Origin of the sequence: Serratia sp. BIGb0163 (genome assembly GCF_024809935.1) — a bacterium.
GTDB classification, from domain to species: Bacteria; Pseudomonadota; Gammaproteobacteria; order Enterobacterales; family Enterobacteriaceae; genus Serratia; species Serratia quinivorans.
In genome coordinates this window covers 1-26,526 of record NZ_JANUDZ010000007.1, presented here as the reverse complement: position 1 = coordinate 26,526, position 26,526 = coordinate 1, and the positions used below count along the sequence as shown (strand labels likewise).

The window sequence follows — 26,526 nt, the reverse complement described above, 5'->3', positions numbered from 1 at the left end:
GAATGCTTCTCCTTTTACGGAAATGGAAATCAATCATGTCTTTGCGCCGCAGGCTGTTTTTGTACGTTGCGCCGTTGCTAATGGCCGCCATTGTCATTGCTGGTGCGCTCTGGATATGGGTGAAGCCACCCCAGTCGAGCGCGCTGTGGCGCATCGTCAGCCAACAGTGTCTGCCCAACCAACAGGCAAACAACAACCCGGCGCCCTGTGCGCAGGTGGACCCTCAGGCCGGTTTTGTGGTGTTTAAGGACCGTAACGGGCCACTGCAATATCTGTTGATGCCAAGCGCTAAAATCACCGGAATCGAAAGCCCCGAGGTACTGGCTGCCACGACCCCAAACTTCTTTGAGCAAGCCTGGCAGGCACGACACTTTATGGCGGATAAATATGGTAAAGAGATTGATGACGCCGATATTTCGCTGGCGATTAATTCAGCCTATGGCCGCACTCAGAACCAGTTGCACATTCATATCTCCTGCCTGCTGCCTGCGGTAAAAACGCAGTTGGCGCAGTATGCGGCAGATTACAGCCAGCGGTGGGAACCGTTGCCTGGCGGCCTGCTGGGCCATGACTATCTGGTGCGCCGGGTGACGCCTGAAGAGTTGCACAAACAGGGTGCTTTCCGCCTGCTGGCAGATGAGGTAGCACGCTCAAAGGGGCGCATGGGGAGCTTTGGCCTGGCGATGACGGCCTTGCCGGGCGGCGATTTTCTGTTGCTGGCCACCGAGCGCAGCCTGCTGCCGTTTACGCTGGCTTCGTCAGAAGAGATCCAGGATCACGACTGCCGGGTTCTGCAGTAAGCCTGGCCCGCAGTGCGGGCCGTTAGCGATCATTTTTTCTGCTTCATCTGCTGAAGGATTTTCCCGCACTGGTTTTCTTCACCGCCTTCGCTGGGCGAAACCAATGCCAGCAGGGCCGCTGCCGGCGTCAGCACCACGCCCAGTGCCACCGCCGCCGCACCACGAGCAATCAGCGGGCCGGCCTTCACACCGGCATCCGGGTGGGCGAAGGTGCCTTTCACGTACAGCGGTGAACGCAGCGTCAGCACCCGCATGCCCTTGCTTTCCGGATCGATGGACAAGTCCAGCCGCTCGGTGGCGAAGTTGGTATTGCCGCTGATGTTGATAATCGCGTTCTCGGTGTCGAACACAAACAGCCGAGGTGCCGCCACGCCGTCGCGGATACCAACATCCGCCGCCGCGCAGTTTATCCCCACGACGTCATCACCAAATAATTGCGCCACCAGATAGTTGCCGACGTTCAATCCGAGAATTTCCATCAGGCTGCGGCTAATCACCCCGTTGTTAATCACCATGCGCAAATCGCCGCTGCTGGTCGCCAGCAGATCGGCCACCGAATTACCGCTGCCGGTCAGTTTGGCATCGCCGTTCAATTGCCCCAGGCTACGCTTCATCGAGCCTACATCCGGCAGCAACTGCTTGAGCTGGAATTTACGCGCATGCAAATCAGCCCGACCCTGCATCGGATTTTTGCTGCCATCGAGCCGGACGGTCGAATTGAGGTTACCGCCCGCCACGCCGAACCGCAGCGGATCCATCACAATGACGCCGTTATCCAATTGCAGATGGGTATAGAGATCGCTCAACGGCAGCGAACTGCCGTGTTCAATGCGTTTGGCGGTGAATTTGACGTCCGCATTCATCACCTTCCAGCTTTTGGTATCAAACTTTTCTACCGGCAGCACTTTACCGGCCGGCTGGCGACTCTTCTCACCGCGACCGGCTTTTTGCGTATTGGAGTCGGCACCAATCAGCGGTGCCAGATCGGCAAAGCGCAGCTGTTTCGACAACACTTCGCCGCTCAGCGTAGGCCGGGGTTTTCCGGCGACATATTTCAAATCACCGTGGATATCGCTGTCGCCAATTTTGCCGTCGAATTTCTGGTACTGGAACACCGCGCCGCCTTTCTCGTGCAGTCGGGCAGTCAGGTGGCCATCGGTGGAGTATGGCGGGGTATTGGGCAACAGCACGCCGGTGAGGGCATACAGGTTACCCAGGCTGTCGCCGGAGAATTTAAGCCGCAGATCCAACCCGCCAAGGTTCATCGGGTCGGACAACGTCCCCGCCACCACCACCCGAGTGGAACCGGAGCGTACGTCGGCCTGCAGCGGGAATGGCACCTCGGCATTCTGCAACGACAGCATGCCGCCAATCTTGCCACTGCCCGATAACGGCTCGCCGTTGTATTTGCCTTTCACCTTCCAGCCGAAAATATAGTCTTGGGGGATCGTCGTGCCGGCATCTTTTTTGCCGGTGACTTCACTAAATGGCAAAGGCTTGCCGAGTGGATCAATCTCCGCGCGAAAATCGGCCTTCAGCGTGGCGTCCTTGAAAGCAATCTGGCCGCGATCGAAGACGATGTCATGAATATTCACCGACCAGGCAGACGGCGGCTGGTTAGGGTCACCGGCCAGGTTGAAGGTCCAGTTATTCTCACCGTTGGCCAACCGCTGCAAGCTGGCGTTCGGCTGCTTCAGCCAGATACGCGGGATCAACAGTTGTTTGCCCAACAGTGCCAGCGGCGAAATGCTCGCTTCGACGCGCTGTAACTGCACCATGCTGTCGCCAGGGATATTTTTCGGGTTGCCCAGCACCACATCTTCGGCATGAATTCGCGGCCAGGGCACCCAGGCGCGCCAGCCACCTATATCTTTATCATCGCGTGACCAGTCCACCCCCAAATCGCCACGGATGGCGAACGGACGATGCAACTCGGCCGACACCTTGTCATTGATGGTCGGTTTGAGGCGGTTCCAGTCGAAGGTCAGCACAAAGACCACCAACGCGGCGATGATCAGCAGCACAATGCCGCCAACCCAAGTGAACGCTTTTCCTGTTCTTGTCATAACGGCTCCCTGAACGCGATAGCTTACCCATAAATTGATAAGTGGCTTTACCAAGCCTAGCCGAGGATAGGCAAGAGTTCACGCTTTAGAGGGAGACGGGGCTCAGGCGACAGGCATGGAAAATCGTGTAGGCAGGCTTTGCAGGGTGTCGAAATGGGCCGGACGAGAAAGAAAGTAACCCTGAGCGGCCAGCGCGCCAGAGCGCTGTACCAGCAACCATTCCTGCTCGGTCTCCACCCCTTCGACGATCACCCCTTCGCTATGCTGGTTCATCATTTTGATCAGGGTAACAAGTAACTGGACGCCATCTTCCGTTTGCTTGAGCAAGGTGAATAACTCACGCGCAACCTTGATGTATTGATAACGCCAGGTGCTGACGGCCGAGAAATTCGCCAGGCCGCTACCGAAGTCATCCAGCCACAGCCGATCTGCACCGGCAATCTGCTGCAACGGGCCGTTTAATGCCATCCCGGCGTGCTCCACCAGCTCAAAGCGCAGATAGGGCATGCCGGCAATCTGACGTTGCAACGCGCCGTGCTGCTGCAATGCCTGCAAGGCAATACCGTCGATATTGACCGACACCATCAACCCGTGGCGGGTCAGCAGCGGCTGCCAGTACTGCAGCAGTTCCAGCTGTTCCTGAATGATCTGCAGGCGCTTGCGGACGTCGAGGGCGGCGAAATAGTGCTCCGGGGACAGTCGTTTGTCCGGCGCGGACGGATGAGATACCGCGGTTAGTAGTTCAAGCGCCAGTAAAGCGCCACAGGTGCGGTAGATCGGCTGGAAGGTGTACTGACGGCGGCATTGACGCCAATAATGCTGCGCTTTGATATGCGTGCATACGGCGAGGAGTGGCGCCAGCAGACCCGAAGTCATCTTGGTTGTCATTGGTACTATTGCCATCGAAGGGAAATGAAAACGCTCAGGCTTGCATGATTGCCTCCCTGATTTATCGGCAGCGGGCGATAAAACTTTAAGCGGCGGCGAAAGCCTTCTACATTGAATACTGGTATTAAAACCCAAGGAAAATACATGCCCTACGTAAATATCAAAATTACCCGCGAAGGCGCGACGCCGGAGCAAAAGAAACAGCTGATCGCCGGGGTGACCCAACTGCTGGTAGATACGCTGGGCAAGAACCCGGCTACCACCGTGGTGGTCATTGACGAAGTAGAAACCGACAACTGGGGTATTGGTGGCCAAAGCGTCACCGACCTGCGCGCCGCCGCTAAATAACGGCCGCAGGTTGGCTACGCATCGGGAAACTTTTTAGTTTCCCGATCGCCGTCATAAATAAATTAAAACGTTGTTTTATTTTTATTGACTCCCCCATCCCTTGCATTGAGACTGGCTGTATTTCGCATCAATTCATCTTCTTCTTTCAGCCAGGGCTCGTTGACTATGACCACCCAAAATCTTGCCGTGATCGGCGAATGCATGATTGAGCTGTCGCAGAAAGGCGCGGATCTGAGCCGCGGTTTTGGCGGCGATACGTTAAACACCGCCGTCTACATTGCCCGCCAGGTGGCGGAAAGCACGCTGCAGGTGCATTACGTGACCGCACTCGGCACCGACAGTTTCAGCCAGGAAATGCTGCAGGCGTGGCAGCAGGAAAAGGTCAACACCAGCCTGATACAACGGCTGGAGAACAAGCTGCCGGGGCTGTACGTGATTGAAACCGATGCCACCGGCGAACGCACCTTCTATTACTGGCGCAACGACGCTGCCGCTCGCTACTTGCTGGCTGGCCCACAGGCGGAGAATTTGTGCGAGCAACTGGCCCAATTCGATTATCTGTACCTCAGCGGCATCAGCGTGGCAATCCTCGATACGGTCAGCCGCAGCAAGCTGCTGACATTGCTAAGACAGTGTCGCGCCAACGGCGGCAAGGTGATTTTCGATAACAACTATCGGCCGCGCCTGTGGCAAAGCCGGGAAGAAACCCAGCAGGTTTACCGCGAAGTGCTGGCCTGCACCGACATTGCCTTCCTGACCCTGGATGACGAAGATCTGCTATGGGGCAAACTGCCGCTGGAACAGGTGGTGCAGCGCACTCAGCAGCTCGGGGTAACGGAGATAGTGATTAAACGTGGCGCGGATAGCTGCCTGGTGTTCAGCGCCGAAGGCAGCGAATTTGAAATCCCGGCAGTGCGCCTGCCAAAAGAAAAGGTGGTGGATACCACTGCGGCAGGCGATTCCTTCAGCGCCGGTTATTTGGCAGTGCGTTTAACCGGTGGTGATGCCGTGCAGGCGGCGCAGCGCGGTCATCTGACCGCCAGCACGGTAATCCAACACCGCGGAGCCATTATTCCACTGGCGGCCATGCCGCAATAATTCCTGATCTCCAAAAATGCGAAAGGCCAGCAACAACGCTGGCCTTTTTATTGGACTCGAAAACCAATCTTAATACCCTATGGATTTCAAGTTGTAGCTAGGCGCCAAGCTATCTCATCCCCAGGAGCTTACTTTAGTAAGTGACTGGGGTGTGATAGTGCAGGTAACAACGCTACAGCTTGAAAGACTCCGGGTATTTAGCCTGCTACCGCGATGCGTTTCATATCGGTCATATACCCGCGCAGCTTGCGGCCAACGGATTCGATCGGGTGATTACGCACCGCTTCGTTCACGTCACGCAGTTGCGCGTTGTCTACCGAAGTACCGGCCACGGATTTGCCCAGGTCACCCGCCTGCAGGGTGGTCATGAACTCTTTCAGCAGCGGCACTGCCGCGTTGGCGAACAGGTAGTTGCCGTATTCTGCGGTATCAGAGATAACCACGTTCATTTCGTACAGACGCTTACGCGCAATGGTGTTGGCGATCAGCGGCAGCTCGTGCAGTGATTCGTAGTAAGCGGATTCTTCGATGATACCCGCGTCAACCATGGTTTCGAATGCCAGCTCAACACCGGCTTTCACCATGGCTACCATCAACACGCCATGGTCAAAGTATTCCTGCTCGCTGATTTTACCTTCGAACTGTGGCGCATTCTCGAACGCCGATTTGCCGGTCTCTTCACGCCAGTTCAGCAGTTTCACGTCGTCTTCTGCCCAGTCAGCCATCATGCCACCGGAGAAAGCGCCGGAGATGATGTCGTCCATGTGTTTCTGGAACAGCGGTGCCATGATCTCTTTCAACTGCTCAGACAGCGCATAGGCACGCAGTTTGGCCGGGTTGGACAGGCGATCCATCATCAGGGTGATGCCACCCTGCTTCAGCGCTTCGGTGATGGTTTCCCAGCCGAACTGGATCAGTTTTTCTGCATAAGCCGGGTCAGTGCCTTCAGCAACCAGTTTGTCGAAGCACAGCAGCGAACCCGCCTGCAGCATGCCGCACAGAATGGTCTGCTCGCCCATCAGGTCCGATTTCACTTCGGCAACGAAGGAAGATTCCAGTACGCCCGCACGGTGGCCGCCGGTCGCCGCTGCCCAGGCCTTGGCAATCGCCATGCCTTCGCCTTTCGGATCGTTTTCCGGGTGAACCGCAATCAGAGTCGGCACGCCGAAACCACGTTTGTATTCTTCACGCACTTCGGTGCCCGGACATTTTGGCGCTACCATCACTACAGTGATGTCTTTACGTACCTGCTCGCCCACTTCTACGATGTTGAAACCGTGGGAGTAGCCCAGCGCCGCACCGTCTTTCATCAGCGGCTGTACGGCACGAACGACCGAGGTATGCTGCTTGTCCGGCGTCAGGTTAACCACCAGGTCTGCCTGTGGGATCAAATCTTCGTAGGTCCCTACCTTGAAGCCGTTTTCGGTCGCTTTACGCCATGAAGGACGTTTTTCGTCGATGGCTTCCTTACGCAGGGCATAGGCCACGTCCAGGCCGGAGTCACGCATGTTCAGGCCCTGGTTCAGCCCCTGCGCGCCACAGCCGACAATCACCACTTTTTTGCCTTTCAGGTAGCCGGCTTCATCAGCAAATTCTTCACGTGCCATAAAGCGACACTTGCCCAATTGCGCCAACTGCTGACGCAGGTTCAAGGTGTTGAAATAGTTAGCCATGGTGGTGCTCCAGTTAGATGTTGTGTCGACTATGGGTATCGATGTTATTTTCATTCCCCGCCCTGTCTGTGCGGAGATTCGTTAAACTCAATGTATAACAGGAAACGCGTTGCTTAAATTGATATATTACGAATGTGACATTGCAATTTATGCAACACTCTTGCTGCGAGCGTACTGATATGGATTTGCGTGATTTAAAGCTATTCCTCCATCTGGCTGAAAGCCATCACTTTGGCCGCACCGCCAAGGCGATGCACGTCAGTCCTTCGACGCTGTCCCGCCAGATCCAACGGCTGGAAGAGATCCTCGGGCAACCGCTGTTTTTGCGCGATAACCGCACCGTGCAGCTCACCGATGCCGGTGAACAGTTAAAAGATTTTGCCCAGCAGACGCTGCTGCAGTACCAGCAACTGAAACATTCGCTGGGCCAACATGGCCCTTCGCTAAGCGGCGAATTACGGCTGTTTTGCTCGGTTACCGCCGCCTACAGCCACCTGCCGCCGATCCTCGATCGCTTCCGCGCACAGCATCCACTGGTAGAAATAAAACTGACCACCGGTGACGCCGCCGATGCGGTCGATAAAGTGCAGTCCAACGAAGCCGATCTCGGCATTGCCGGGCGGCCCGAAACCCTGCCCACCAGCGTGGCGTTCACTAAAATCGGTGAGATCCCGCTGGTGCTGATTGCTCCGGCGCTGCCCTGCGCGGTACGCAGCCAGGCGTTTGCCGAGCAGCCCGACTGGGCCAATATTCCGTTTATCCTGCCGGAGCACGGCCCGTCGCGAAAACGCATCGAGCTGTGGTTCCGTCGCCAGCGCATTACCAATCCGCTGATTTACGCCACCGTTGGCGGCCACGAGGCCATTGTTTCGATGGTGGCGCTGGGCTGCGGCATCGCACTGATCCCCAGCGTGGTGGTGGAAAACAGCCCGGAGCCGGTGCGTAATCGCATCTCGCAACTGGAGAATATTTCCATGGTCGAGCCGTTCGAGTTGGGGGTCTGCGTGCAGAAAAAACGCCTCAGCGATCCGCTGATCGACGCTTTCTGGCGCCTGCTTTCATAGGTCTGCAGGATCGACTTGCTTCATCGCCTCCACCTGCATCAGCCAGTGATAGAGCGGTTCCAGCTGCAGGAACCCTTGCGCCAGAGTCTGCACCAACCCGGCGTTGAACAACTTTTCCACCTGACTGTCGGTCGCCATCACCGCAAAGGATTTGCGGTTGTACCAGGTGGCGATTTCTGGCGCCTGCTCTTTCACTAACGGCCGCTTGTATCTTTCACCCACCAGCTCGAACGGTGGCCGGCAGCAGGCCGCGACCTCTAAAAAGGGCTGCGGTCGGCGTTGCAGCGTATGGCGAAACAGATCCATGGTCGGTTTGTTGGCGCTGTAATAACCCAGCCCGTAACGCAACATGTCCGGCCCCAGTTCGAAGAAGTAGACCGGCGCGTCCTTCCAGTCTTTGCTTGGCCGTTTGAACGTCAGCCACATGCGGCTGCGGTAGCGCGATTTGTCGTGGGAAAAACGCGTGTCGCGATGTATGCGCGACAGCGTTTTGCCGATCGCCGGCCGGGTCTCGAACAAGGGATCGATCGCCAACATCGCCGGGCTCAGTTCGGTTACCAACGTACGGAATGGCGTTAATAGTTCACGATCGTAAACGTCACGGTTGGCCTCAAACCATTCCTTGTCGTTCTCAATGCGCACCTGCTGAAGAAAATTCAGGCCCTGCTGGCTAAAACCATTAAATTGCTGCGTCATGTTCCTTCCCGTAACAAGCTTTCTAGCGGGGATTATGCATGGCTTCCATCTGCCAACGGCGCTTTAGAAAAACGCGCCGGCGCGTCCTGAAATAGGCAACATACAGATAAAACACCGTCCGGTTACTGAAAATAATCCCGCCAATGCAGGCACACAGCAACATCAGGCCATTGGCAATACCGCTGATGTTTGCTGCCCAGGCCACTACTGCACCGACCAAAAGCGCGGCCAGCATGCCAAGATAATATTTCAGCAATACTACCCCTGTGTTTTTACCCTGAACCAGGTGAAACAGGACAAGCGTCATCCACACGGCCATGATGGCGCCGCTGCCTAATAAGGTGGCAGCAGAGGCACTGCCGGTTATCGCAAGGGCTATATCGGCCAATAGCCCCATGGTTCCCGCCAACCCCAGCGTAAGACAAATTAGCAGCAACATGACATTAGCCACGCCCGGCGGCGACAAACGCTGCCCCGGCGTCAAAAAATGTTGCTCAAGCTGCGCATCCACGCCGGCATATACCGCCGGATCCCGCCGCAGGATTTGCTGTTCCATTTCTCGCCCTTGAGATATCAGGCGGTTAATCATCCAGTCCGACATTACCTCACCATCTGCGGTAATTTTTGCATGATCCCAACAAAATATTGCCCCGTTTCCTTCACATTAGCAGGCGAGGACAAAGTGCCGCTGATACCGCTGCCCACAAAGGCCATCGAGTTATTCAGCGCCGACCGTAATTGCTGTCGAAGTCCGTTCTGAAGGGCTTGCGTTGGATAGCGCTTCGGATATAAGCCCGCATTAACCATCTGTTTTAACACTTGATTGGAAATGCCCGGATTCTCCGCCCTGATGATGCTCTCAGTGAGCCTTTTCCTTTCACTTCGTGGCATGCTTTTTAGCCACTCCGTCGCCTTACGCGATGAAACTCTTCGCATGGCACGATAAGTCATGGCCGCTTCTTTCAATGCTGCCCCGGCGCTAGCCAAAGAGATCACATCCAGAATGGTGCTGGTGGCGACATACCATTGCTCTGAATCTAACTGCGCAAGCTCATCGCCTTTCCCATCATAAAGCTTATTCACGCGATACAAGCCATTACCGCACTGTAAGGCACTGGCAGCCATGCCGGCATAGCCTAAATAGGCGATGGCCGAACTGGTGCCACCGGTAAAGGGTACCGCAACACTCCCCGACGCCAGTAAAAAAACGGAGACCAGCAGTGTGCCGCAAGATAGCGCTGCTGAAGCCAGTTCTTTGCCGACGTTCGGTTTGGTCAAAGCCTCAGACAGGGTATTGGTCGCCGCGGTACGTGAAGTATGCGCAACGGTTTTGGTGATCACCACGTGAGTGACCTGTGAGGACGTTGAGTAACCGGTATGTTTGGTCGGCCTGACCAAATACGAATTTTGGCCGTCAGAAAAAATAATCCCCACCCCATGAAAAGCGATACTGCAATCCAGGGAGTCTTGCAAGGCTTGTAAATCAATATCCCGATACATTGCCTGCACATTGCCGTTACCGAGCATTCGAGCAAACTCGGCGCTGGTTAATTGATCTTCGGGAGAACCAAATGGCGAAGAAAAAGCCGTTGTCATTGTCGCGCATCCCTATACGTCAAAAGTCTTGGCAGTATAAAAATGCACAACAAAATCACAACAACGCAACCTATAAACTGGCTTATAGGTCACGATTACTTATGTATTTCTTATCAACCCTGCAAAAAGAAGCGGAACGCCGGGTTGTCGGTTTCATCGTGGCAGTCATAGCCCAGCGCCTGCAGGTGCTGCTCAAACTCGGGTTCGGTCTGCGACAGTTCAAAACCGGCCAGCACGCGGCCAAAATCGGTGCCGTGGCTGCGGTAATGGAACAGTGAAATATTCCAATGGGTGCCCAACGTCTGCAAGAACTTCAGCAGTGCGCCCGGCGACTCCGGGAATTCGAAGCTGTACAGACGCTCGCGCAACGGCTTCGAAGGACGCCCCCCCACCATATAACGCACGTGCAGCTTGGCCATTTCATCGTCGGATAGATCCACCACCTGATAACCATCGGCCTGCAGTTCATCGATGATTTCCAGGCGTTCGGCATGGCCGCGCGTCAGGCGGACACCGACGAAAATACAGGCGTTATCGGCATCGGCGTAACGGTAGTTGAACTCGGTGACCGAGCGCCCGCCCAGCAGTTGGCAAAACTTCAGGAAACTGCCTTTCTGCTCAGGAATGGTGACCGCCAACAGGGCTTCACGTTGTTCGCCCAGTTCGCAGCGTTCCGACACATAGCGCAAACCGTGGAAGTTCAGGTTGGCGCCGGACAACACGTGCGCCAGGCGTTCACCCTGGATGTTGTGCTGCTGTACGTACTTTTTCAGTCCGGCCAGCGCCAGCGCACCGGACGGCTCGGCAATGGCACGCACGTCTTCAAACAGATCTTTGACCGCGGCGCAGATAGCGTCGCTGTCGACGGTGATCACGTCGTCCAGGTATTCCCGACACAGGCGGAAGGTTTCGTCACCGATGCGCTTTACCGCCACGCCTTCGGCAAACAGCCCAACACGCGCCAGATCCACCGGATGTCCGGCATCCAGCGCCGCGCGCAGGCAGGCGGAGTCTTCCGCCTCCACGCCGATCACTTTTATCTGTGGCATCAGTTGCTTGATCAATACCGCCACGCCCGCCGCCAGACCGCCACCGCCAACCGGTACAAACACCCGGTCGAGATGAGCGTCCTGCTGCAGCAGTTCCATCGCCAGCGTGCCCTGCCCAGCGATCACCGTCGGGTGGTCGAACGGCGGCACGAAGGTCATGCCCTGCTTGAGTGAAAGCTCTATCGCTCTGGCCTTGGCTTCATCAAAGTTGGCGCCGTGCAACAGCACCTCGCCACCAAAGCCGCGTACCGCATCCACTTTGATGTCTGCGGTGGTCACCGGCATCACGATCAGCGTTTTGATCCCCAGCCGTTTGCCTGAATAGGCCACGCCCTGCGCATGGTTGCCGGCCGAAGCCGTCACCACGCCGCGCGCCTTTTGCTCTTCGTTCAGGCTGGCGATCATCGCGTAGGCCCCACGCAGCTTGAAGCTGTGTACTGGCTGACGATCTTCGCGCTTCACCAAAATAGTATTGCCGAGCCGCGAAGAGATTTTGCTCATGGTCTGTAACGGGGTGACCTGAGCCACCTCGTAAACCGGCGAGCGAAGCACCGCTCGCAAATACTCCGCGCCACAGGGGGCGTCGGGTAGGGGTTGCGATACCGCCATGATGCTTAGCCTCCCAGCTTGCTCTTGTCGCGTACAGCGCCTTTGTCCGCGCTGGTCGCCAGTGTGGCGTAGGCGCGCAGAGCGAAGGAAACCTGGCGCTCACGGTTTTTCGGTGTCCAGGCCCGATCGCCACGTGCCAGTTCAACTTCGCGGCGTGCCGCTAGTTCGCTGTCGCTGACATCCAGCACCATGCTGCGTTTTGGAATATCGATGTCGATCATGTCGCCGTCTTCGATCAGCGCAATCAGACCGCCGCTGCCCGCTTCCGGAGATACGTGGCCGATAGACAGACCCGAAGTCCCGCCAGAGAAACGACCGTCGGTGATCAGCGCACAGGCCTTACCCAGGCCCATGGATTTCAGGTAAGTGGTTGGATAGAGCATTTCCTGCATGCCCGGCCCGCCCTTCGGCCCTTCATAGCGGATCACCACGACGTCGCCGGCAACCACTTTGCCGCCGAGGATCGCTTCTACCGCGGTGTCCTGGCTTTCATACACTTTGGCCGGGCCACGGAAGGTCAGGTTGTCTTTATCGACACCGGCGGTTTTCACAATGCTGCCGTCCAGTGCCATGTTGCCGTACAACACGGCCAGGCCACCTTCCAGGCTGAAGGCATTTTCCAGCGAACGGATACAGCCTTCTGCGCGGTCATCGTCCAGCGTGTCCCAGCGGCAATCCTGCGAGAACGCCTGGGTGGTACGGATACCCGCTGGACCGGCGCGGAACATTTTCTTCACCGCTTCGTCCTGAGTCAGCATGATGTCGTACTGGTTCAGCGTTTCCGTCAGCTTCAGGCCCAGGATGTTATCGACGTCGCGATTCATCAGACCCGCACGATCCAGCTCACCCAGAATCGCCAGTACGCCACCGGCACGGTGTACGTCTTCCATATGGTATTTCTGAGTGCTTGGCGCCACTTTGCACAGGTGCGGTACCTTGCGCGACAGACGATCGATATCTTCCATGGTGAAATCAATTTCACCTTCCTGAGCCGCCGCCAACAGGTGCAACACGGTGTTGGTCGAACCGCCCATGGCGATGTCCAGCGTCATGGCGTTTTCGAATGCGGCCTTGTTGGCGATGCTGCGTGGCAGTGCGCTTTCGTCGTCCTGCTCGTAGTAGCGCTTGGTCAGCGCAACGATGCGTTTACCAGCGTTGAGGAACAGATCCTTACGGTCAGCGTGGGTCGCCAGCAGCGAGCCGTTGCCCGGTTGGGACAGGCCCAGGGCTTCGGTCAGGCAGTTCATCGAGTTGGCGGTGAACATACCGGAACAGGAGCCGCAGGTTGGACAGGCGGAACGTTCGATCTGCGCGCTGTCGGCATCGCTGACGTTCGGGTTGGCGCCCTGGATCATGGCGTCGATCAGATCCAGCTTGATGATCTTGTCGGAAAGCTTGGTTTTGCCAGCTTCCATCGGGCCGCCGGAAACGAAAATCACCGGAATATTCAGGCGCAGTGACGCCATCAGCATCCCTGGGGTGATCTTGTCGCAGTTGGAGATACACACCATCGCATCCGCGCAGTGGGCATTCACCATGTATTCAACCGAGTCGGCGATCAATTCGCGCGACGGCAGGGAATAGAGCATGCCGCCGTGGCCCATGGCGATACCGTCATCCACCGCAATGGTGTTGAACTCTTTGGCGACGCCGCCTGAGGCCTCGATCTGTTCTGCAACCAGTTTGCCCAAATCACGCAGGTGCACATGGCCCGGAACGAACTGGGTAAATGAGTTGACCACCGCAATAATGGGTTTGCCAAAATCGTCGTCGGTCATTCCGGTCGCGCGCCATAATGCGCGGGCACCCGCCATGTTGCGGCCGTGGGTGGTGGTGGCGGAACGGTACTTAGGCATGCTCTTCACTCCAAATGTATTTATTACAGGCGACGAACGAACCGCCTGGATATTCTTATCTGTCTGTCGATTTACCCGTTGCCTTTCAGGTTGCGGGTAAGGATTTTATGGATTTACCGGATCCAGCCAACCATATTTGTCTTCGGTCTTGCCGGTAAACAGGCCAAAGAACGCCTGTTGGATCTGTTTGGTCACCGGGCCGCATTTACCAATGCCGACCTTGATGCCGTCAACGCTGCGAACCGGGGTAATTTCTGCGGCGGTACCGGACATGAACACTTCATCGGCCAGATACAGCGACTCGCGCGACAGCACTTGCTCACGCACTTCGAAGCCCATGTCTTTCGCCAGCTTGATGATGGCATCGCGGGTGATACCCGGCAGCGCGGAAGAGGTAAACGGCGGGGTGAACAGCACGCCGTCTTTCACTTCAAACAGGTTTTCACCTGCGCCTTCGGAAATGTAGCCGTGCACATCCAGCGCGATCCCTTCCTGATAACCGTGGCGGCGCGCTTCACTGCCCACCAGCAGGGAGGAAAGATAGTTACCGCCGGCCTTGGCCGCGGTTGGGATGGTGTTTGGCGCCACGCGGTGCCAGGACGAAACCATCGCATCGATACCTTGATCCAGCGCCTCTTCACCCAGGTACGCGCCCCAAGGAAACGCCGCGATAATCACGTCTGTTTTGTAACCTTCCGGAGGGTTAACCCCCATGCCGACGTCACCGACAAACACCAACGGGCGAATATAAGCGCTGCCCAGATTGTTTTTACGCAGCGTGGCGCGGCAGGCTTCCATCAGTTCATCAACGCTTTGCGATACCGGCATACGGTAGATTTTCGCCGAGTCATGCAGGCGCTGCATATGTTCACGGTGACGGAACACCACCGGGCCTTTATGGGAGTCGTAGCAACGGACCCCTTCAAACACCGAAGTGCCGTAATGCAACGCATGCGACATCACGTGCACTTTGGCGTCAGCCCAAGGAACCATCTCACCATTGAACCAAATGTAATCGGCTTTCTTCGTCATTGTTATTTATCCTTCTCGCGCGTCAGGCGCGTATTTGTTGTGATGTTTGTTGCTGGATCTCAACGCAGGAGACATCCATCAGTTTGCTCAACTGAGATGACAGTAGATCCACCGGGCGCTGGCTGGCAACGGTCAATTCAATATTAATCTTGTCAGTATTTGCCGCCGTTGCCATATTCATAGCACAAACCTGAAAGCCACGATGACGCACGACACGCAATACGCGCTCTAACATTTCAGGGCGAAAACGGGCCTGGATCGAGAGTTGATGCTGCATCATGATATTTTCTCCAACATGGTTTCGTTACCGGCACCCGGCGGCACCAGCGGCCAGACGTTTTCAAGTTCATCGATCGACACGTGCAGCATGTAAGGCCCTTCGCTGTTGAATAAGGCGTCGAGCGCGTCTGCTACCTGGTCTTTGCGGGTAATACGCTGGCCGGGGATGCCAAAGGCATTGGCCAACATCAGGAAATCGGGGTTATCGGAGAGATTGGTTTCGCTGTAACGCCCGTCAAAAAACAGTTGCTGCCACTGACGAACCATTCCCAAACGCTGGTTATCCAGCAAAACGATTTTCAGCGGTAACTGTTTGCGTTTGATGGTGCCCAGCTCCTGCACATTCATCATGAAAGAACCGTCGCCCGATACGCAAACCACCGTATCCTCCGGGCGGGCCATCTGGGCGCCAACCGCGGCCGGTACGCCAAAACCCATGGTGCCCAAACCGCTGGAGGTGATGAAATTCTCCGGGCGTTCAAAGGTCATGTGCTGCGCGGTCCACATCTGGTGCTGGCCCACGTCGGTGGTGATCACGCTGTTGGCCGGCTTGCGCTCGGACAGCTGCTTCAACAACAGCGGCGCGTAGATCGGCTGGCCCGGATGATCGTAACGCCAGGTATGGGTTTCTTTCAGTTCAACCACTCGCTGCTGCCAGGCGGCGATCTTCAACGGCTGCTGCAACGCCGGTAACAAGGCTTTCAAATCACCCTGCAACGCCACGTGCGCCTGGCGCAACTTGCTCATTTCCGCCGGGTCGATATCCATGTGGATCACCTTGGCGTGCGGGGCGAAAGCATTCAGTTTACCGGTTACGCGATCGTCAAAACGCGCGCCAACGGCAATCAACAAATCGCACTCCTGCACCGCCAGGTTGGCGGCCTTGGTGCCGTGCATTCCCAGCATACCGAGGTAGTACGGCTTCTCAGCGTCCGGTGCGCCCAGCCCTTTCAGCGTGGCAACGTTGGGCATTTGGGTCACCGCGATGAACTCTCGCAGCGCCGGTACCGCCTGCGCCATGCCCACACCGCCGCCGACGTACAGCATCGGCTTGTGCGCCTGCGCCAGCAATTCGGCGGCCTGCGCCATTTCCGCAACCGGGTAGTGCAGTTCTTCCTCTACCGGCATCAGGTGCGGGTGTAATTCGCCGTGTGCCAGTTGGATGTCTTTCGGGATATCGATCAGCACCGGGCCAGGACGACCGCTGCTGGCGATGGCGAAGGCTTCCGCCATGATGCCCGGCAGCGCATCCAGTGATTCCACCAGGAAGCTGTGTTTGGTGCAGGCCAGAGACAGGCCGAGGACATCGATCTCCTGAAAGGCATCGGTGCCAATCAGTGCGGAGCCTACCTGACCGGTGATCGCTACCAGCGGAACAGAATCCAGCAGCGCATCGGCCAGGCCGGTGATCAGGTTGGTGGCGCCGGGGCCGGAAGTGGCGATACAAACGCCCACCTTGCCGGTTGAACGGGCATAGCCAATGGCAGCCATCGCGGCGCCTTGCTCGTGGCGGCACAGCAGGTGTTCCACCCCACCGTCATACAATGCATCGTAGACCGGCATGATTGCGCCACCCGGGTAGCCGAAAACCGTATCAACTCCCTGTGCACGCAATGCTTGTACTACCCACTGAGCCCCGTTCATAGTTATTTCCCCGCCTTACTTCGACAACTGCAGGATTTTGTTCTGTTATTCATATTGTTATCCTCGTTTCACTTTTCTCTTGCCAATAAAAAACCCCCGGACCTTTCGGTGCGGGGGTTCTCTTGCGATTCCGGCTTGTTTTCTAAGCCATTCTTCGTCCAAGTGCAGCCCCGCACGGTGGGATAATAATCACCACCACGCTAATCACGACTAGGCTAATCACTTGGGCAAAGGCTTTCATAATAGGTTTGTTCACTGTGCTCGTTTCGAACTAATGCCTACAGAGGTACCATAGTCCCGCGCGGCATGACAACACTTTTTTTGCGTTATTATTCGGCGCAATCTGGTCATACCTCGTGCAAAATGCCCGGATTTCAAACGTTAGCCTGCACGCCCGAAGAGTTAACTTCACCCGAGATTGCCTTGCCGCGCGTGTCCTTGCCAAAGAACACCAGTAGCGCAATGACAATCGCCACCGTGCCGGCAATAATCGCCATCGCCAGGCCATAATTATGGCCGTGATGTTCGGCGATGGTCGCCTGCAGCGTGGCGTTGACCGAAGCAATCAGGTTACCCAACTGGTAAACAAACCCTGGCAGCACCGCACGGGTATTGGCCGGTACCAATTCGGTGAGATAAGTCGGTATCACGCCCCAGGCGCCCTGCACCATGAACTGCATCAGGAAGGCGCCAATCCCCAGCATCAACGAGCCGCTGGAAAATGCCCACAGCGGGATCACCGGCAAGGCCAATAACGCGGCGATGATAATTGCCTTACGGCGACCAATTTTTTCCGATAGCGCACCGAAGAAAACACCGCCGATAATTGACGCGATATTGTAGCTAATAGCGATGATACTGACGGTTTTAGGATCGAAACCGTGCTGAACTTTCAAAAACACCGGATACATATCCTGGGTGCCGTGCGAGAAGAAATTGAATGCCGCCATCAGTAACACCAGATAGCCGCACAGCTTCCAGTGGCTCTTAAGCACCGGCAGCAAGGCGCTGCTTTCCTTGCGTTCACGCGCCGCCAACCACACCGGCGACTCCTGCACGCAGTAGTAAATAAACGGCAGCAGTAAAATTGGTGCCGCCCCGATCACAAACATGCCGCGCCAGCCAATCACCTCAAACAGCAGGCCATACACCACCGCCGCCAATAGATAACCGAACGGGTAACCGGCCTGGAAAATCCCCGACATCAGGCCACGCGAACGATCCGGAATGGTCTCCAGCGCCAGCGACGACGCGACGCCCCAGATCCCGCCCATCGCCACGCCGTACAGCACCCGCAGTAACAGGAATACCGTCAACGACGGTGCCGCTGCGGACAACAGTTCAAAAATCGAGAAGAACACGATATTCAGCATCAAAATCGGTTTGCGGCCATACTTTTCCGCCGCCCGGCCGAAGATCAGTGCACCAATCGGTCGCACCGCCAGCGTCAGCAAGATAGCCAGCGTCACCTCCTCCATGCCGACATGGAAAGATTGCGCGATATCGCTGAGCAGAAAGACCAGCACGAAAAAATCGAAAGCATCAAGCGTCCAGCTTGAAAAGCTGGCGATGGCTGCATTGCGTTGCAGCGGGGTCCAACCAAACATAGTGTTATCCCTACTCTGGAATACGAGGTCATGAGGTTTAGCGGCTGCCGCAGCGGAAGGCGACGGCGGTCGGAGTTTGTTAACGAAGTGATTTTTATTTTAATCAATTGTTAAATACACCCATTCCCCCTCTCACTGCAACTTGGTTAGCTTGCTAATTTGTTGCAGCATTCACGTATTTGTTAAGGGGTATTGCCGCAACTTGCGCAGTGCTGCACAAAAATCCGTTATCCCTATGAAATTCATTGTTTTAATTGCGGCTTTCCACGCAAACATTCCAAGGTTACCGCGCCCTGCCAGGGCCTTTGCCGCATCATGTTGCCTACAGCAAGGAGAGCAATATGTCACTGGCGGTTATCTATACCCGAGCCACGCTGGGCGTTCAGGCCCCTTCGGTTACGGTGGAAGTGCATATCAGCAACGGGCTACCCGGTCTGACCATGGTCGGCCTGCCGGAAACTACGGTGAAAGAAGCCCGCGATCGGGTACGCAGTGCGTTGATCAACAATGGCTTCACCTTTCCCGCGCGGCGTATCACCGTCAATCTGGCACCGGCCGATTTACCCAAGGAAGGTGGGCGTTATGACCTGCCGATCGCTTTGGCGATCCTCGCCGCCTCCGAACAGTTACCGGCCGATAAGCTGGCTCGTTATGAGTTCCTTGGGGAGTTGGCGCTATCCGGCGCACTACGGGGAGTCAGTGGCGCGATACCCGCCGCGCTGGCCGCAATGGATGCGGGCAGGCAGTTGATTCTGGCTGCCACCAATGGCCGAGAGGTGGGGTTGATTACCCAGAGCGAAACCCTGGTGGCAGAACACCTGCTGGAGGTGTGCGCCTTTCTGCTGGGTAAAGGGGACTTACCGATAGCCAGCGCGCCGCCGGCAATGGAGAGCGCGCAAGAACCGGCCGACCTGCAAGATATCCTGGGCCAGGAACAGGCTAAACGGGCGTTGGAGATCGCCGCAGCCGGGGGTCACAACCTGCTGCTGGTCGGCCCACCGGGAACCGGGAAAACCATGCTGGCCAGCCGTTTGAATGGCCTGCTGCCCCCGCTGACCGAACGAGAGGCACTGGAAAGCATCGCGGTAGCCAGTCTGCTGCATCACCCTGCACAAGCGCTGCCATGGCGACAGCGGCCGTTTCGCGCACCGCATCACAGTGCCTCGATGGCCGCGCTGGTCGGCGGTGGCTCACTGCCGCGGCCGGGTGAGATATCCATGGCGCACAACGGCGTGCTGTTTCTTGATGAGTTGCCCGAATTTGAAAGACGAGTGCTGGATGCCCTGCGTGAACCCCTTGAATCCGGCGAAATAGTCATTTCTCGCGCTACGGCCAAGGTCTGCTTTCCGGCCAGAGTGCAGCTAATTGCCGCCATGAACCCCAGCCCCACCGGGCATTATCAGGGCATGCATAACCGTGCGTCCCCACAACAGATCCTGCGCTATCTCGGGCGGCTTTCAGGGCCGTTTCTCGATCGCTTCGATTTATCGATTGAAGTGCCACTGCTGCCACCGGGCGTGCTGAGCAAACGACGCATCGCCGGTGAAAGTAGTACTCAGGTACGAAAGCGGGTGCTGCTGGCACGCGAAAGGCAGCTCAACCGTTCAGGGAAGATCAACGCCCTGCTGAATAATCACGAGGTAGAGCGTGATTGCGCATTGAGCGAAGCGGACGCAGATTTTCTTGAGACGACGTTAAATCGATTGGGATTATCGGTTCGCGCCTGGCAGCGGATTTTAAAAGTGGCTCGCACCCTGGCGGATTTAGCAGGAGATCGGGATATTGATAAGCGCCATTTGAGCGAAGCGCTGGGTTATCGCAGTATGGATCGCCTGTTACTGCAGCTGCACCGCAGCCTGGAGTAAAAATGGGGCCCAAAGGCCCCATCGTTATCAATCGTCGCTGTCGGTGTAATCTTCCACCGCATCAGCCTGCGGCTTGCCGCCGGACAGGGTATGGAATTTTTTCGGGCGGCGTGTGCGCACCAAATATTTAGCCCATACTTTTTCCTGCTCGGTAACCGGCTCACGCTCACCGTGGCACACTGCGACGAACAACTGTTCTTCTTCAGTGACCGGCTGACGTTTGCCCGCGTCCAGCTCATTGAACGCATACCCGAAACGCTCTAGCAATTGCGCTTCTTTAATGGTGAAATCGCCGTGACGGGAGAACCCGCGAGGATAATGTTTATTATCAAAAAAACGACTGGTCGTGGTGAAGCTATCCGCCATCTGACACGCTCCTAATTCTCTCATGGCCGTGCTGTTTATGGCGCGGAGTATTAGATAGGCTTGACATTGTGTAAAACAAAACATTTAAATCTTAACGATAAAAATTTCTGGAGATGGGTGTGGATACCGAATTACTGAAAACCTTTTTGGAGGTCAGTAGAACGCGTCACTTTGGCCGAGCCGCAGAATCCTTGTACTTAACGCAGTCTGCCGTTAGTTTTCGTATCCGCCAGTTAGAAACCCAATTGGGCGCGAATTTATTCACCCGACATCGTAACAATATCCGTCTGACGCCAGCAGGGGAGCGGCTTCTGCCCTATGCTGAGAGCCTGATGACCACCTGGCAATTGGCGAAAAAAGAGGTGGTACGTTCGCTGCAGCATACTGAATTGTCCATCGGTGCCACCGCGTCATTGTGGGAAGCTTATCTGACCCCGTGGCTGCAATCGTTGTACCAACAACGCGAGGCATTACAGCTGGAAGCCAGGGTGGCGTTACGGCACTCTTTGGTAAAACAGCTGCATGAAAGACAGCTCGATTTGCTCATCACCACCGAGCCGCCAAAAATGGATGAACTGGCCAGCCAGCTGTTGGGCAATTTCTCGCTGCGGCTGTTCTCCTCCACCCTGCGTGATAAACATGCGCCGATGCCGTATATCAAGCTGGAATGGGGGGCGGATTTTCATCAGCAGGAGAGCCGTATGCTGGAGGGGGATAATTTGCCGGTACTCACCACAACCTCCGCACACCTGACCCGACAACTGCTGGAAACCACCGGCGGCTGCGCCTTCCTGCCCAGTCAATGGGAGAAGGACTACCCGCAGTTGGCCGCCATTGCCGACATCCCGCCGATAATCCGCCCGCTGTATGCCGTTTGGCTGCAAAATAGCGATCAGCAGCCGCTGATCCGGCAACTGCTGAAAATACCTTTAAATACTACGGCATGAGGCGTTATAACGGCGTTAAGCGAGGATGCCGGGGTTTGGTTCGTCTACCGAGCCAAAACGCGCTCATCGCCTTCTGAAGGCCGATAAAGCCGAACAACAGAATGCCGATGACAATTTTGGTCCACCAGGAGCTGAGCGTGCCGTCGAAAGTGATGTAACTCTGTATCAGCCCCTGGATCAGCACGCCGAACAGCGTGCCTAATACGGTGCCGACCCCACCGGTCAACAAGGTGCCACCAATCACTACCGCAGCAATGGCATCCAGCTCGACCCCGCTGGCCGCCAGCGCGTAGCCCGCTGAGGTATATAACGAGAAAATAATCCCGGACAACGCAGCCAGCGTGCCTGAGAGCATATAAATCAGCACCGTGGTCCGTTGCACCGGTACGCCCATCAGCGCCGCAGACACCCGATTACCGCCGATGGCGTAGACGTTGTGGCCAAATCGGGTGCGGTGCGCCAACACTATGCCGACCGCCACCACCATTAGCATCACCAACGCCAACAGCGTGAAACGGCCGCCGCCCGGCAGTTTCCAGGCGTAGTTCGCCAGCGTGGCATACAGCGGGTGATCAATGGGAATCGACTCTTCCGAGACGATAAAACTCATGCCCCGCACGAAGAACATTCCGGCCAGCGTGATGATAAACGCCGGTAGCTTCAACACATCGATGATCCAGCCCATCAGTGCGCCAAACGACGCCCCCATCAGCAGCGCAATAACAAACGCATAGCCCGGGGCAATACCGTAGGTTCCGATCAATTTGGCCAATAGCACCCCGGTGAAGGCGATCACCGAGCCGACCGACAGATCAATACCGCCGGAAAGGATCACAAACGTCATGCCTACCGCGACAATGCCAAGAAAGGCGTTGTCGGTCAGCAAGTCACACCACACCCGCGTTGAGGCAAAGCTGGGGAACTGAGTAAGGCAAAAACCATAGCCCAGGAGGAACACCAGGACAGTCATCAACAGTGGCAGATTACGCTTGATCATGGCCTTTTTCTCCTAAGCAGTTGACGCAACGAAATGCTGGGTGATTGCACCATCAGCACCGCCAGCACCACGATCGCTTTCAGCACCAGATTAAACTCCGGCCGATAGCCGGAGAGCAGAATACCGGTATTCATCCCCTGAATAATTAATGCCCCCACCACCGACAACAGCAGGTTAAAACGCCCCCCCAGCAATGAACCGCCGCCAATCACCACCGCCAGGATCGCATCCAACTCCAGCCACAGCCCGGCATTGTTGGCGTCTGCACCCCGGATATCCGCCGTGACTATGATCCCGGCCACCGCAGCACAGAGCCCGCAGATCACATATACCGCCATCACCACCCAGCGCGTACTGACCCCCGCATTGCGGGCCGAGCGCAGATTGATGCCCACAGCCTCGATAAACAGCCCCAGCGCCGTTTTACGCGTCAGCAGCCAGATCAACAGCAGCATCACTGCGGCAATGATCGCCGGCAGCGGCAAATACATCAGCGCGCCGCTACCAAGCCACGCCAACCCTTCTCGTTCAAAGGTAACGATTTGTCCTTCGGTGATCAGCTGTGCAATGCCACGACCGGCCACCATCAGCATCAGCGTGGCAACAATCGGTTGTATCTGCAGTACCGCCACCAGAAAACCGTTCCACAAGCCACACAGCGCTCCGGCCGCCAAAGCAGCGGCCAGCACGTACCCCAGCGGATAACCGGCACTGGTCAAGGTTGCTGCCGTGGCACCGGCTATCGCCATCACCGCCCCCACGGAAAGGTCGATACCCCCGGTGGCGATCACTAACGTCATGCCCAATGCCAATAACGCTACCGGCGCGCCACGGTTAACGATGTCGATCACGCTACCAAACAGTCGGCCGTCCTGAATGTGGATGGAAAAGAAATTCGGGGCGACCAGGCTGTCGATCAGCAAAATCACCGCCAGCGCCCCCAGTTGCGTTGCCCCAGCGGGGAACACCCATCTGACCTTGCGTGGCCCACCGGACATGGAAAAACTCCTGAGGTTCATTCAACCCCCTGTTGCGCGGCAATCGCCTGCATGATTGCAGGCACCGTAATGGCGTCATGTTCAAGCTGCGCCACGTGCTTTCTGTCGCGTAGCACCAAGATACGATCGGCATAGCCCGCCAGCTCTTCCAGTTCGGAAGAAATCACCAGCAGCGCCAGCCCTTCATCACAGAGTTTTTCAATTAAACGAATGATTTCAGCATGTGCGCCAACGTCTATTCCGCGTGTCGGTTCATCCAGGATCAAAAAACGCGGTTTGGTCGCCAACCAGCGGGACAGCAACACTTTCTGCTGATTGCCACCGGAGAGATATTGGATCTGCTGTTCCGGCCCCGGAGTGCGGATGCCCAGCAGTTGGATATAACTCTCGGCAATCCGAGTTTGTTCCCGCAGCGATAAGGGTTTTAACCAACCGCGTTGCGCCTGCAGAGCCAGAATGATGTTTTCCCGCACCGTTGCAGCGCCGACAATCCCGTCGGTTTTACGATCCTCAGGGCAATAGCCGAAACCGAGACTGGCCGCTTTACGAGGCGTACGGATGTTCACCCTACGGCCCTCGACTTTGGCACTACCGCTATCACGAGGTTTGATGCCGAATATCAGCTGAGCCGTTTCCGTGCGCCCCGATCCCAGTAGGCCGGCCAGGCCAACTATCTCACCCGGACGTATTTGCAGATCGAAGGGTTCAACCATGCCGCGTCGCCCGTAACCACTGAACTCGACCAGAGATGGCGCCTCAGTTAGCCCGTGCTCACCGCGTTTGAGCAGCGATTCGTCAAAGGCATGGCCAAGCATCATCTGTACCAATTCCAGGCGCGGTAAATCAGCGGTAATCTTGGTCCCCACTAACTTACCGTTGCGCAGTACGGTGATGCGATCGCAAATACGGTAAACCTGATCGAGGAAGTGGGTGACAAATATCATCCCCATGCCCTGGGTACGGAGCTGGCTGAGAATACCCAGTAGCATGCTGACTTCTTTAGCATCCAGACTGGCAGTTGGCTCATCCAGGATCAGGACTTTCGCTGACAGGTCGACCGCCCGCGCGATAGCGATAATCTGCTGGATCGCAATGGAGTAATTTCCTAATGGCTGGCTGACATCCAACTGTAATCCATACCCCAATAAAAGCCGTTGAGCCTGGCGCAGCAACTTTTTTTGATCAACCAGGCCGAAGCGCGTTGGCTCTCGACCAATGAACAGATTGGCCGCCACCGAGATATTCGGCAGCAGGTTAACCTCCTGATAAACCGTACCAATCCCCAGCACTTGCGCCTGTGCGGTGCTCTGTGGGGCGATTGCGCGCCCCTCCAGCAGTATCTCACCGGCGGAACGCTGATAGACCCCGGTTAACGCTTTGATTAATGTGGATTTGCCCGCGCCATTTTCACCCAGCAACGCCATGATCTCTCCGCGCTGCAACGTGATATCAACCTGCTCCAACGCTTTAACGCCAGGAAACTCAACGGATAATCCCTTAATCGCCAATAACGTGGTCTGAGATGTGTCCATCTTCTGTCCCGCCGGTAAGTGGATTAATAACCCATGCTTTTCTTCAGTTCGAATTCCTGTTTCGCGGTGTCTGGCTGCAGCAGTTTCGATTCAGTCTGGATAAACTTCGGCGGCTGAGTGCCATCTTTCTTCATCGCCAACAACGCATCGAACGCCGGGCCAGCCATATTCGGCGTCAGTTCAACCGTGGCATTAGCTTCACCATTCATCATCGCTTTGAATATGTCAGGAACACCGTCGATAGAGACAATTTTGATCTGTGAGCCCGGTTTTAAACCCGCCTCTTTGATTGCCTGAATAGCACCAATCGCCATATCGTCGTTATGCGCATACACCGCACAAATATTTTTGCCGTTTTGCTCGGCCTTGATAAAGCTTTCCATCACTTCTTTGCCCTTGCTGCGGGTAAAGTCGCCGGATTGCGAGCGGATGATTTTAACGTTGGCAGCGGTGGCTATGCCGTCGGCAAAGCCTTTCTTGCGGTTAATGGCGACGCTGGAGCCCACGGTCCCCTGCAGTTCCACCACGTTACAGGGCTTGCCGGCGACCTCTTTAACCAGCCACTCTCCTGCGACTTTACCTTCATGCACGCTGTCGGACGCCACGGCTGCGGTATAGAGCGAGGGATCGTTCACTTCGATCATCCGGTCGAGCAGGAATACCGGGATCTTGGCCTCTTTGGCCTCTTGCAGTACCGGGGTCCACCCGGTGGCGACTACCGGTGCAATGAAAATGGCATCAACACCCTGGGCGATGAAGGATCTGACCGCTTTGATCTGGTTTTCCTGTTTTTGCTGCGCATCGGCTATTTTTAACGTAATACCGCGTTTTTCCGCTTCCTGTTTCGACACCTTGGTTTCGGCAGAACGCCAGCCCGATTCCGAACCAATCTGAGAAAAACCGACAACCAGCGGTGCCGCCTGTACCGTACTTATCAATGCGCCAGTGATGGCGGCCGCTAACAGCAGACGTTTAATCATGTTTGTGTTCTCCCCGCACTGCCCAGGCATCAGGCGGCCTCAGGCAGTGGTAACTGTTGTTGTGTATGCTGCATATTTTTCTGGTGAAGTGGGTATCCAAAGACTCGGACACCCATTAGGTGTAGTCGAAAATCAGGCAGGAATAATGAGCGGCATCACATCACGGGAGAACAACCATTTTGTACATGGATCCAGCTAAAAATGTATAAATTTGGAACAGTTCTGGCAGGGTTTTTAGGCAATTTATCAGAGGAATAGCGAAGATTAGGGAAAGTTGAAAGCAAAAAAAACCCTTCGCTTTCGCAAAGGGTTTCTAATATGGCAGGGGCGGAGAGACTCGAACTCGCGACACCCGGTTTTGGAGACCGGTGCTCTACCAACTGAGCTACGCCCCTAAATCATGCTTAACATTATGCCTGCTAAGGTTAGCAGGCATAATTTAAATAAGTGGCGGAACGGACGGGGCTCGAACCCGCGACCCCCTGCGTGACAGGCAGGTATTCTAACCAACTGAACTACCGCTCCACCGGTTCTTT

General features: G+C 56.1%; 24 protein-coding genes and 2 tRNA genes. 6 read left to right on the top strand and 20 right to left on the bottom strand.

Annotation, left to right across the window (positions count from 1 at the left end; all coding sequences use genetic code 11):
* Positions 1–2: 2 nt before the first annotated feature.
* Positions 3–800: a CDP-diacylglycerol diphosphatase gene (locus M2406_RS20450; protein WP_405050631.1), complete on the top strand. Its 798-nt coding sequence runs from the start codon at positions 3–5 to the stop codon at positions 798–800.
* Between the two features lie 29 nt (positions 801–829).
* On the opposite strand, the gene M2406_RS20445 is transcribed toward M2406_RS20450, so the two are convergent.
* Positions 830–2,866, bottom strand: a complete 2,037-nt coding sequence (locus tag M2406_RS20445; RefSeq protein ID WP_012147421.1) for an AsmA family protein — start codon at positions 2,864–2,866, stop codon at positions 830–832.
* A 102-nt stretch (positions 2,867–2,968) separates the two neighbouring features.
* Positions 2,969–3,754, bottom strand: a complete 786-nt coding sequence (gene pdeH / locus M2406_RS20440; RefSeq protein ID WP_259191172.1) for a cyclic-guanylate-specific phosphodiesterase — start codon at positions 3,752–3,754, stop codon at positions 2,969–2,971.
* 144 nt (positions 3,755–3,898) lie between these two features.
* Here pdeH and M2406_RS20435 point away from each other — a divergent pair, with 144 nt between their 5' ends.
* Both M2406_RS20435 and M2406_RS20430 read left to right on the top strand, forming a co-directional pair.
* Entirely contained in the window at positions 3,899–4,102 is a 204-nt protein-coding gene (locus M2406_RS20435) for a 2-hydroxymuconate tautomerase family protein (RefSeq protein WP_012147423.1), read from the top strand.
* Between the two features lie 165 nt (positions 4,103–4,267).
* Positions 4,268–5,200, top strand: coding sequence for a sugar kinase (locus M2406_RS20430; RefSeq protein WP_259191168.1), 933 nt, complete (start codon positions 4,268–4,270; stop codon positions 5,198–5,200).
* Positions 5,201–5,397: 197 nt separating this feature from the next.
* Here the strand turns inward: M2406_RS20430 and ilvC are convergent, their stop codons facing one another.
* Positions 5,398–6,873, bottom strand: a complete 1,476-nt coding sequence (gene ilvC / locus M2406_RS20425; RefSeq protein WP_017894390.1) for a ketol-acid reductoisomerase — start codon at positions 6,871–6,873, stop codon at positions 5,398–5,400.
* A 179-nt stretch (positions 6,874–7,052) separates the two neighbouring features.
* Here ilvC and ilvY point away from each other — a divergent pair, with 179 nt between their 5' ends.
* Positions 7,053–7,937, top strand: coding sequence for an HTH-type transcriptional activator IlvY (ilvY, locus tag M2406_RS20420; protein WP_259191160.1), 885 nt, complete (start codon positions 7,053–7,055; stop codon positions 7,935–7,937).
* Here the strand turns inward: ilvY and M2406_RS20415 are convergent.
* The 10 genes from M2406_RS20415 to M2406_RS20370 form a co-directional block, all read right to left on the bottom strand.
* The gene (locus M2406_RS20415; protein WP_259191158.1) at positions 7,932–8,633 is read right to left on the bottom strand and encodes a DUF2461 domain-containing protein; all 702 of its coding nucleotides are present in this window, start codon (positions 8,631–8,633) and stop codon (positions 7,932–7,934) included. The genes ilvY and M2406_RS20415 overlap by 6 nt on opposite strands.
* A 22-nt stretch (positions 8,634–8,655) precedes the next feature.
* Entirely contained in the window at positions 8,656–9,234 is a 579-nt protein-coding gene (locus tag M2406_RS20410; RefSeq protein WP_259191156.1) for a hypothetical protein, read from the bottom strand.
* Positions 9,234–10,229 carry a hypothetical protein gene (locus M2406_RS20405; protein WP_012147429.1) on the bottom strand — a complete coding sequence of 332 codons (996 nt, stop codon included), beginning with the start codon at positions 10,227–10,229 and terminating at the stop codon, positions 9,234–9,236. The genes M2406_RS20410 and M2406_RS20405 overlap by 1 nt, the downstream gene beginning before the upstream one ends.
* A 113-nt stretch (positions 10,230–10,342) precedes the next feature.
* Complete coding sequence (ilvA, locus tag M2406_RS20400) at positions 10,343–11,887, bottom strand: threonine ammonia-lyase, biosynthetic (RefSeq protein ID WP_012147430.1); 1,545 nt, start codon at positions 11,885–11,887, stop codon at positions 10,343–10,345.
* 5 nt (positions 11,888–11,892) lie between these two features.
* Positions 11,893–13,743, bottom strand: coding sequence for a dihydroxy-acid dehydratase (gene ilvD / locus M2406_RS20395; protein WP_012147431.1), 1,851 nt, complete (start codon positions 13,741–13,743; stop codon positions 11,893–11,895).
* Positions 13,744–13,848: 105 nt separating this feature from the next.
* Positions 13,849–14,775: a branched-chain amino acid transaminase gene (locus tag M2406_RS20390; RefSeq protein ID WP_012147432.1), complete on the bottom strand. Its 927-nt coding sequence runs from the start codon at positions 14,773–14,775 to the stop codon at positions 13,849–13,851.
* Positions 14,776–14,797: 22 nt separating this feature from the next.
* On the bottom strand, positions 14,798–15,055 hold the full coding sequence (gene ilvM / locus M2406_RS20385) for an acetolactate synthase 2 small subunit (protein ID WP_012147433.1): 258 nt from the start codon (positions 15,053–15,055) through the stop codon (positions 14,798–14,800).
* Entirely contained in the window at positions 15,052–16,698 is a 1,647-nt protein-coding gene (gene ilvG / locus M2406_RS20380; RefSeq protein WP_259191152.1) for an acetolactate synthase 2 catalytic subunit, read from the bottom strand. Before ilvG ends, ilvM begins: the two co-directional genes overlap by 4 nt.
* Before the next feature lie 142 nt (positions 16,699–16,840).
* Positions 16,841–16,939, bottom strand: coding sequence for an ilv operon leader peptide (gene ilvL, locus M2406_RS20375; protein ID WP_015962288.1), 99 nt, complete (start codon positions 16,937–16,939; stop codon positions 16,841–16,843).
* Positions 16,940–17,072: 133 nt separating this feature from the next.
* Positions 17,073–18,305: an MFS transporter gene (locus M2406_RS20370; RefSeq protein ID WP_017894397.1), complete on the bottom strand. Its 1,233-nt coding sequence runs from the start codon at positions 18,303–18,305 to the stop codon at positions 17,073–17,075.
* Between the two features lie 341 nt (positions 18,306–18,646).
* Here M2406_RS20370 and M2406_RS20365 point away from each other — a divergent pair, with 341 nt between their 5' ends.
* On the top strand, positions 18,647–20,170 hold the full coding sequence (locus M2406_RS20365; protein WP_012147436.1) for a YifB family Mg chelatase-like AAA ATPase: 1,524 nt from the start codon (positions 18,647–18,649) through the stop codon (positions 20,168–20,170).
* A 27-nt stretch (positions 20,171–20,197) separates the two neighbouring features.
* Here M2406_RS20365 and M2406_RS20360 read toward each other — a convergent pair whose 3' ends face one another.
* Entirely contained in the window at positions 20,198–20,536 is a 339-nt protein-coding gene (locus M2406_RS20360) for a DUF413 domain-containing protein (protein WP_012147437.1), read from the bottom strand.
* Positions 20,537–20,655: 119 nt separating this feature from the next.
* On the opposite strand from M2406_RS20360, the gene hdfR reads away from it, so the two are divergent.
* Positions 20,656–21,483, top strand: coding sequence for an HTH-type transcriptional regulator HdfR (gene hdfR, locus M2406_RS20355; RefSeq protein ID WP_026142584.1), 828 nt, complete (start codon positions 20,656–20,658; stop codon positions 21,481–21,483).
* Positions 21,484–21,487: 4 nt separating this feature from the next.
* Here hdfR and yjfF read toward each other — a convergent pair whose 3' ends face one another.
* The 6 genes from yjfF to M2406_RS20325 form a co-directional block, all read right to left on the bottom strand.
* Positions 21,488–22,480: a galactofuranose ABC transporter, permease protein YjfF gene (gene yjfF / locus M2406_RS20350; protein WP_012147439.1), complete on the bottom strand. Its 993-nt coding sequence runs from the start codon at positions 22,478–22,480 to the stop codon at positions 21,488–21,490.
* On the bottom strand, positions 22,477–23,478 hold the full coding sequence (ytfT, locus tag M2406_RS20345) for a galactofuranose ABC transporter, ATP-binding protein YtfT (protein ID WP_017894398.1): 1,002 nt from the start codon (positions 23,476–23,478) through the stop codon (positions 22,477–22,479). Before ytfT ends, yjfF begins: the two co-directional genes overlap by 4 nt.
* Before the next feature lie 17 nt (positions 23,479–23,495).
* The gene (gene ytfR, locus M2406_RS20340) at positions 23,496–25,010 is read right to left on the bottom strand and encodes a galactofuranose ABC transporter, ATP-binding protein YtfR (RefSeq protein WP_259191148.1); all 1,515 of its coding nucleotides are present in this window, start codon (positions 25,008–25,010) and stop codon (positions 23,496–23,498) included.
* Positions 25,011–25,033: 23 nt separating this feature from the next.
* The gene (gene ytfQ, locus M2406_RS20335) at positions 25,034–25,990 is read right to left on the bottom strand and encodes a galactofuranose ABC transporter, galactofuranose-binding protein YtfQ (protein ID WP_012147442.1); all 957 of its coding nucleotides are present in this window, start codon (positions 25,988–25,990) and stop codon (positions 25,034–25,036) included.
* A 319-nt stretch (positions 25,991–26,309) separates the two neighbouring features.
* Positions 26,310–26,385, bottom strand: a tRNA-Trp gene (locus M2406_RS20330).
* 53 nt (positions 26,386–26,438) lie between these two features.
* Positions 26,439–26,515: transfer RNA gene (locus tag M2406_RS20325), tRNA-Asp, on the bottom strand.
* Between the last annotated feature and the right edge of the window lie 11 nt (positions 26,516–26,526).

Coding starts and splice junctions, on each gene's coding strand:
- M2406_RS20450 (WP_405050631.1), top strand. CDS start 3: ATGCTTCTCCTTTTACGGAAATGGAAATCAATCATGTCTTTGCGCCGC.
- M2406_RS20445 (WP_012147421.1), bottom strand. CDS start 2,866: ATGACAAGAACAGGAAAAGCGTTCACTTGGGTTGGCGGCATTGTGCTG.
- pdeH (WP_259191172.1), bottom strand. CDS start 3,754: ATGACAACCAAGATGACTTCGGGTCTGCTGGCGCCACTCCTCGCCGTA.
- M2406_RS20435 (WP_012147423.1), top strand. CDS start 3,899: ATGCCCTACGTAAATATCAAAATTACCCGCGAAGGCGCGACGCCGGAG.
- M2406_RS20430 (WP_259191168.1), top strand. CDS start 4,268: ATGACCACCCAAAATCTTGCCGTGATCGGCGAATGCATGATTGAGCTG.
- ilvC (WP_017894390.1), bottom strand. CDS start 6,873: ATGGCTAACTATTTCAACACCTTGAACCTGCGTCAGCAGTTGGCGCAA.
- ilvY (WP_259191160.1), top strand. CDS start 7,053: ATGGATTTGCGTGATTTAAAGCTATTCCTCCATCTGGCTGAAAGCCAT.
- M2406_RS20415 (WP_259191158.1), bottom strand. CDS start 8,633: ATGACGCAGCAATTTAATGGTTTTAGCCAGCAGGGCCTGAATTTTCTT.
- M2406_RS20410 (WP_259191156.1), bottom strand. CDS start 9,234: ATGTCGGACTGGATGATTAACCGCCTGATATCTCAAGGGCGAGAAATG.
- M2406_RS20405 (WP_012147429.1), bottom strand. CDS start 10,229: ATGACAACGGCTTTTTCTTCGCCATTTGGTTCTCCCGAAGATCAATTA.
- ilvA (WP_012147430.1), bottom strand. CDS start 11,887: ATGGCGGTATCGCAACCCCTACCCGACGCCCCCTGTGGCGCGGAGTAT.
- ilvD (WP_012147431.1), bottom strand. CDS start 13,743: ATGCCTAAGTACCGTTCCGCCACCACCACCCACGGCCGCAACATGGCG.
- M2406_RS20390 (WP_012147432.1), bottom strand. CDS start 14,775: ATGACGAAGAAAGCCGATTACATTTGGTTCAATGGTGAGATGGTTCCT.
- ilvM (WP_012147433.1), bottom strand. CDS start 15,055: ATGATGCAGCATCAACTCTCGATCCAGGCCCGTTTTCGCCCTGAAATG.
- ilvG (WP_259191152.1), bottom strand. CDS start 16,698: ATGAACGGGGCTCAGTGGGTAGTACAAGCATTGCGTGCACAGGGAGTT.
- ilvL (WP_015962288.1), bottom strand. CDS start 16,939: ATGAAAGCCTTTGCCCAAGTGATTAGCCTAGTCGTGATTAGCGTGGTG.
- M2406_RS20370 (WP_017894397.1), bottom strand. CDS start 18,305: ATGTTTGGTTGGACCCCGCTGCAACGCAATGCAGCCATCGCCAGCTTT.
- M2406_RS20365 (WP_012147436.1), top strand. CDS start 18,647: ATGTCACTGGCGGTTATCTATACCCGAGCCACGCTGGGCGTTCAGGCC.
- M2406_RS20360 (WP_012147437.1), bottom strand. CDS start 20,536: ATGGCGGATAGCTTCACCACGACCAGTCGTTTTTTTGATAATAAACAT.
- yjfF (WP_012147439.1), bottom strand. CDS start 22,480: ATGATCAAGCGTAATCTGCCACTGTTGATGACTGTCCTGGTGTTCCTC.
- ytfT (WP_017894398.1), bottom strand. CDS start 23,478: ATGTCCGGTGGGCCACGCAAGGTCAGATGGGTGTTCCCCGCTGGGGCA.
- ytfR (WP_259191148.1), bottom strand. CDS start 25,010: ATGGACACATCTCAGACCACGTTATTGGCGATTAAGGGATTATCCGTT.
- ytfQ (WP_012147442.1), bottom strand. CDS start 25,990: ATGATTAAACGTCTGCTGTTAGCGGCCGCCATCACTGGCGCATTGATA.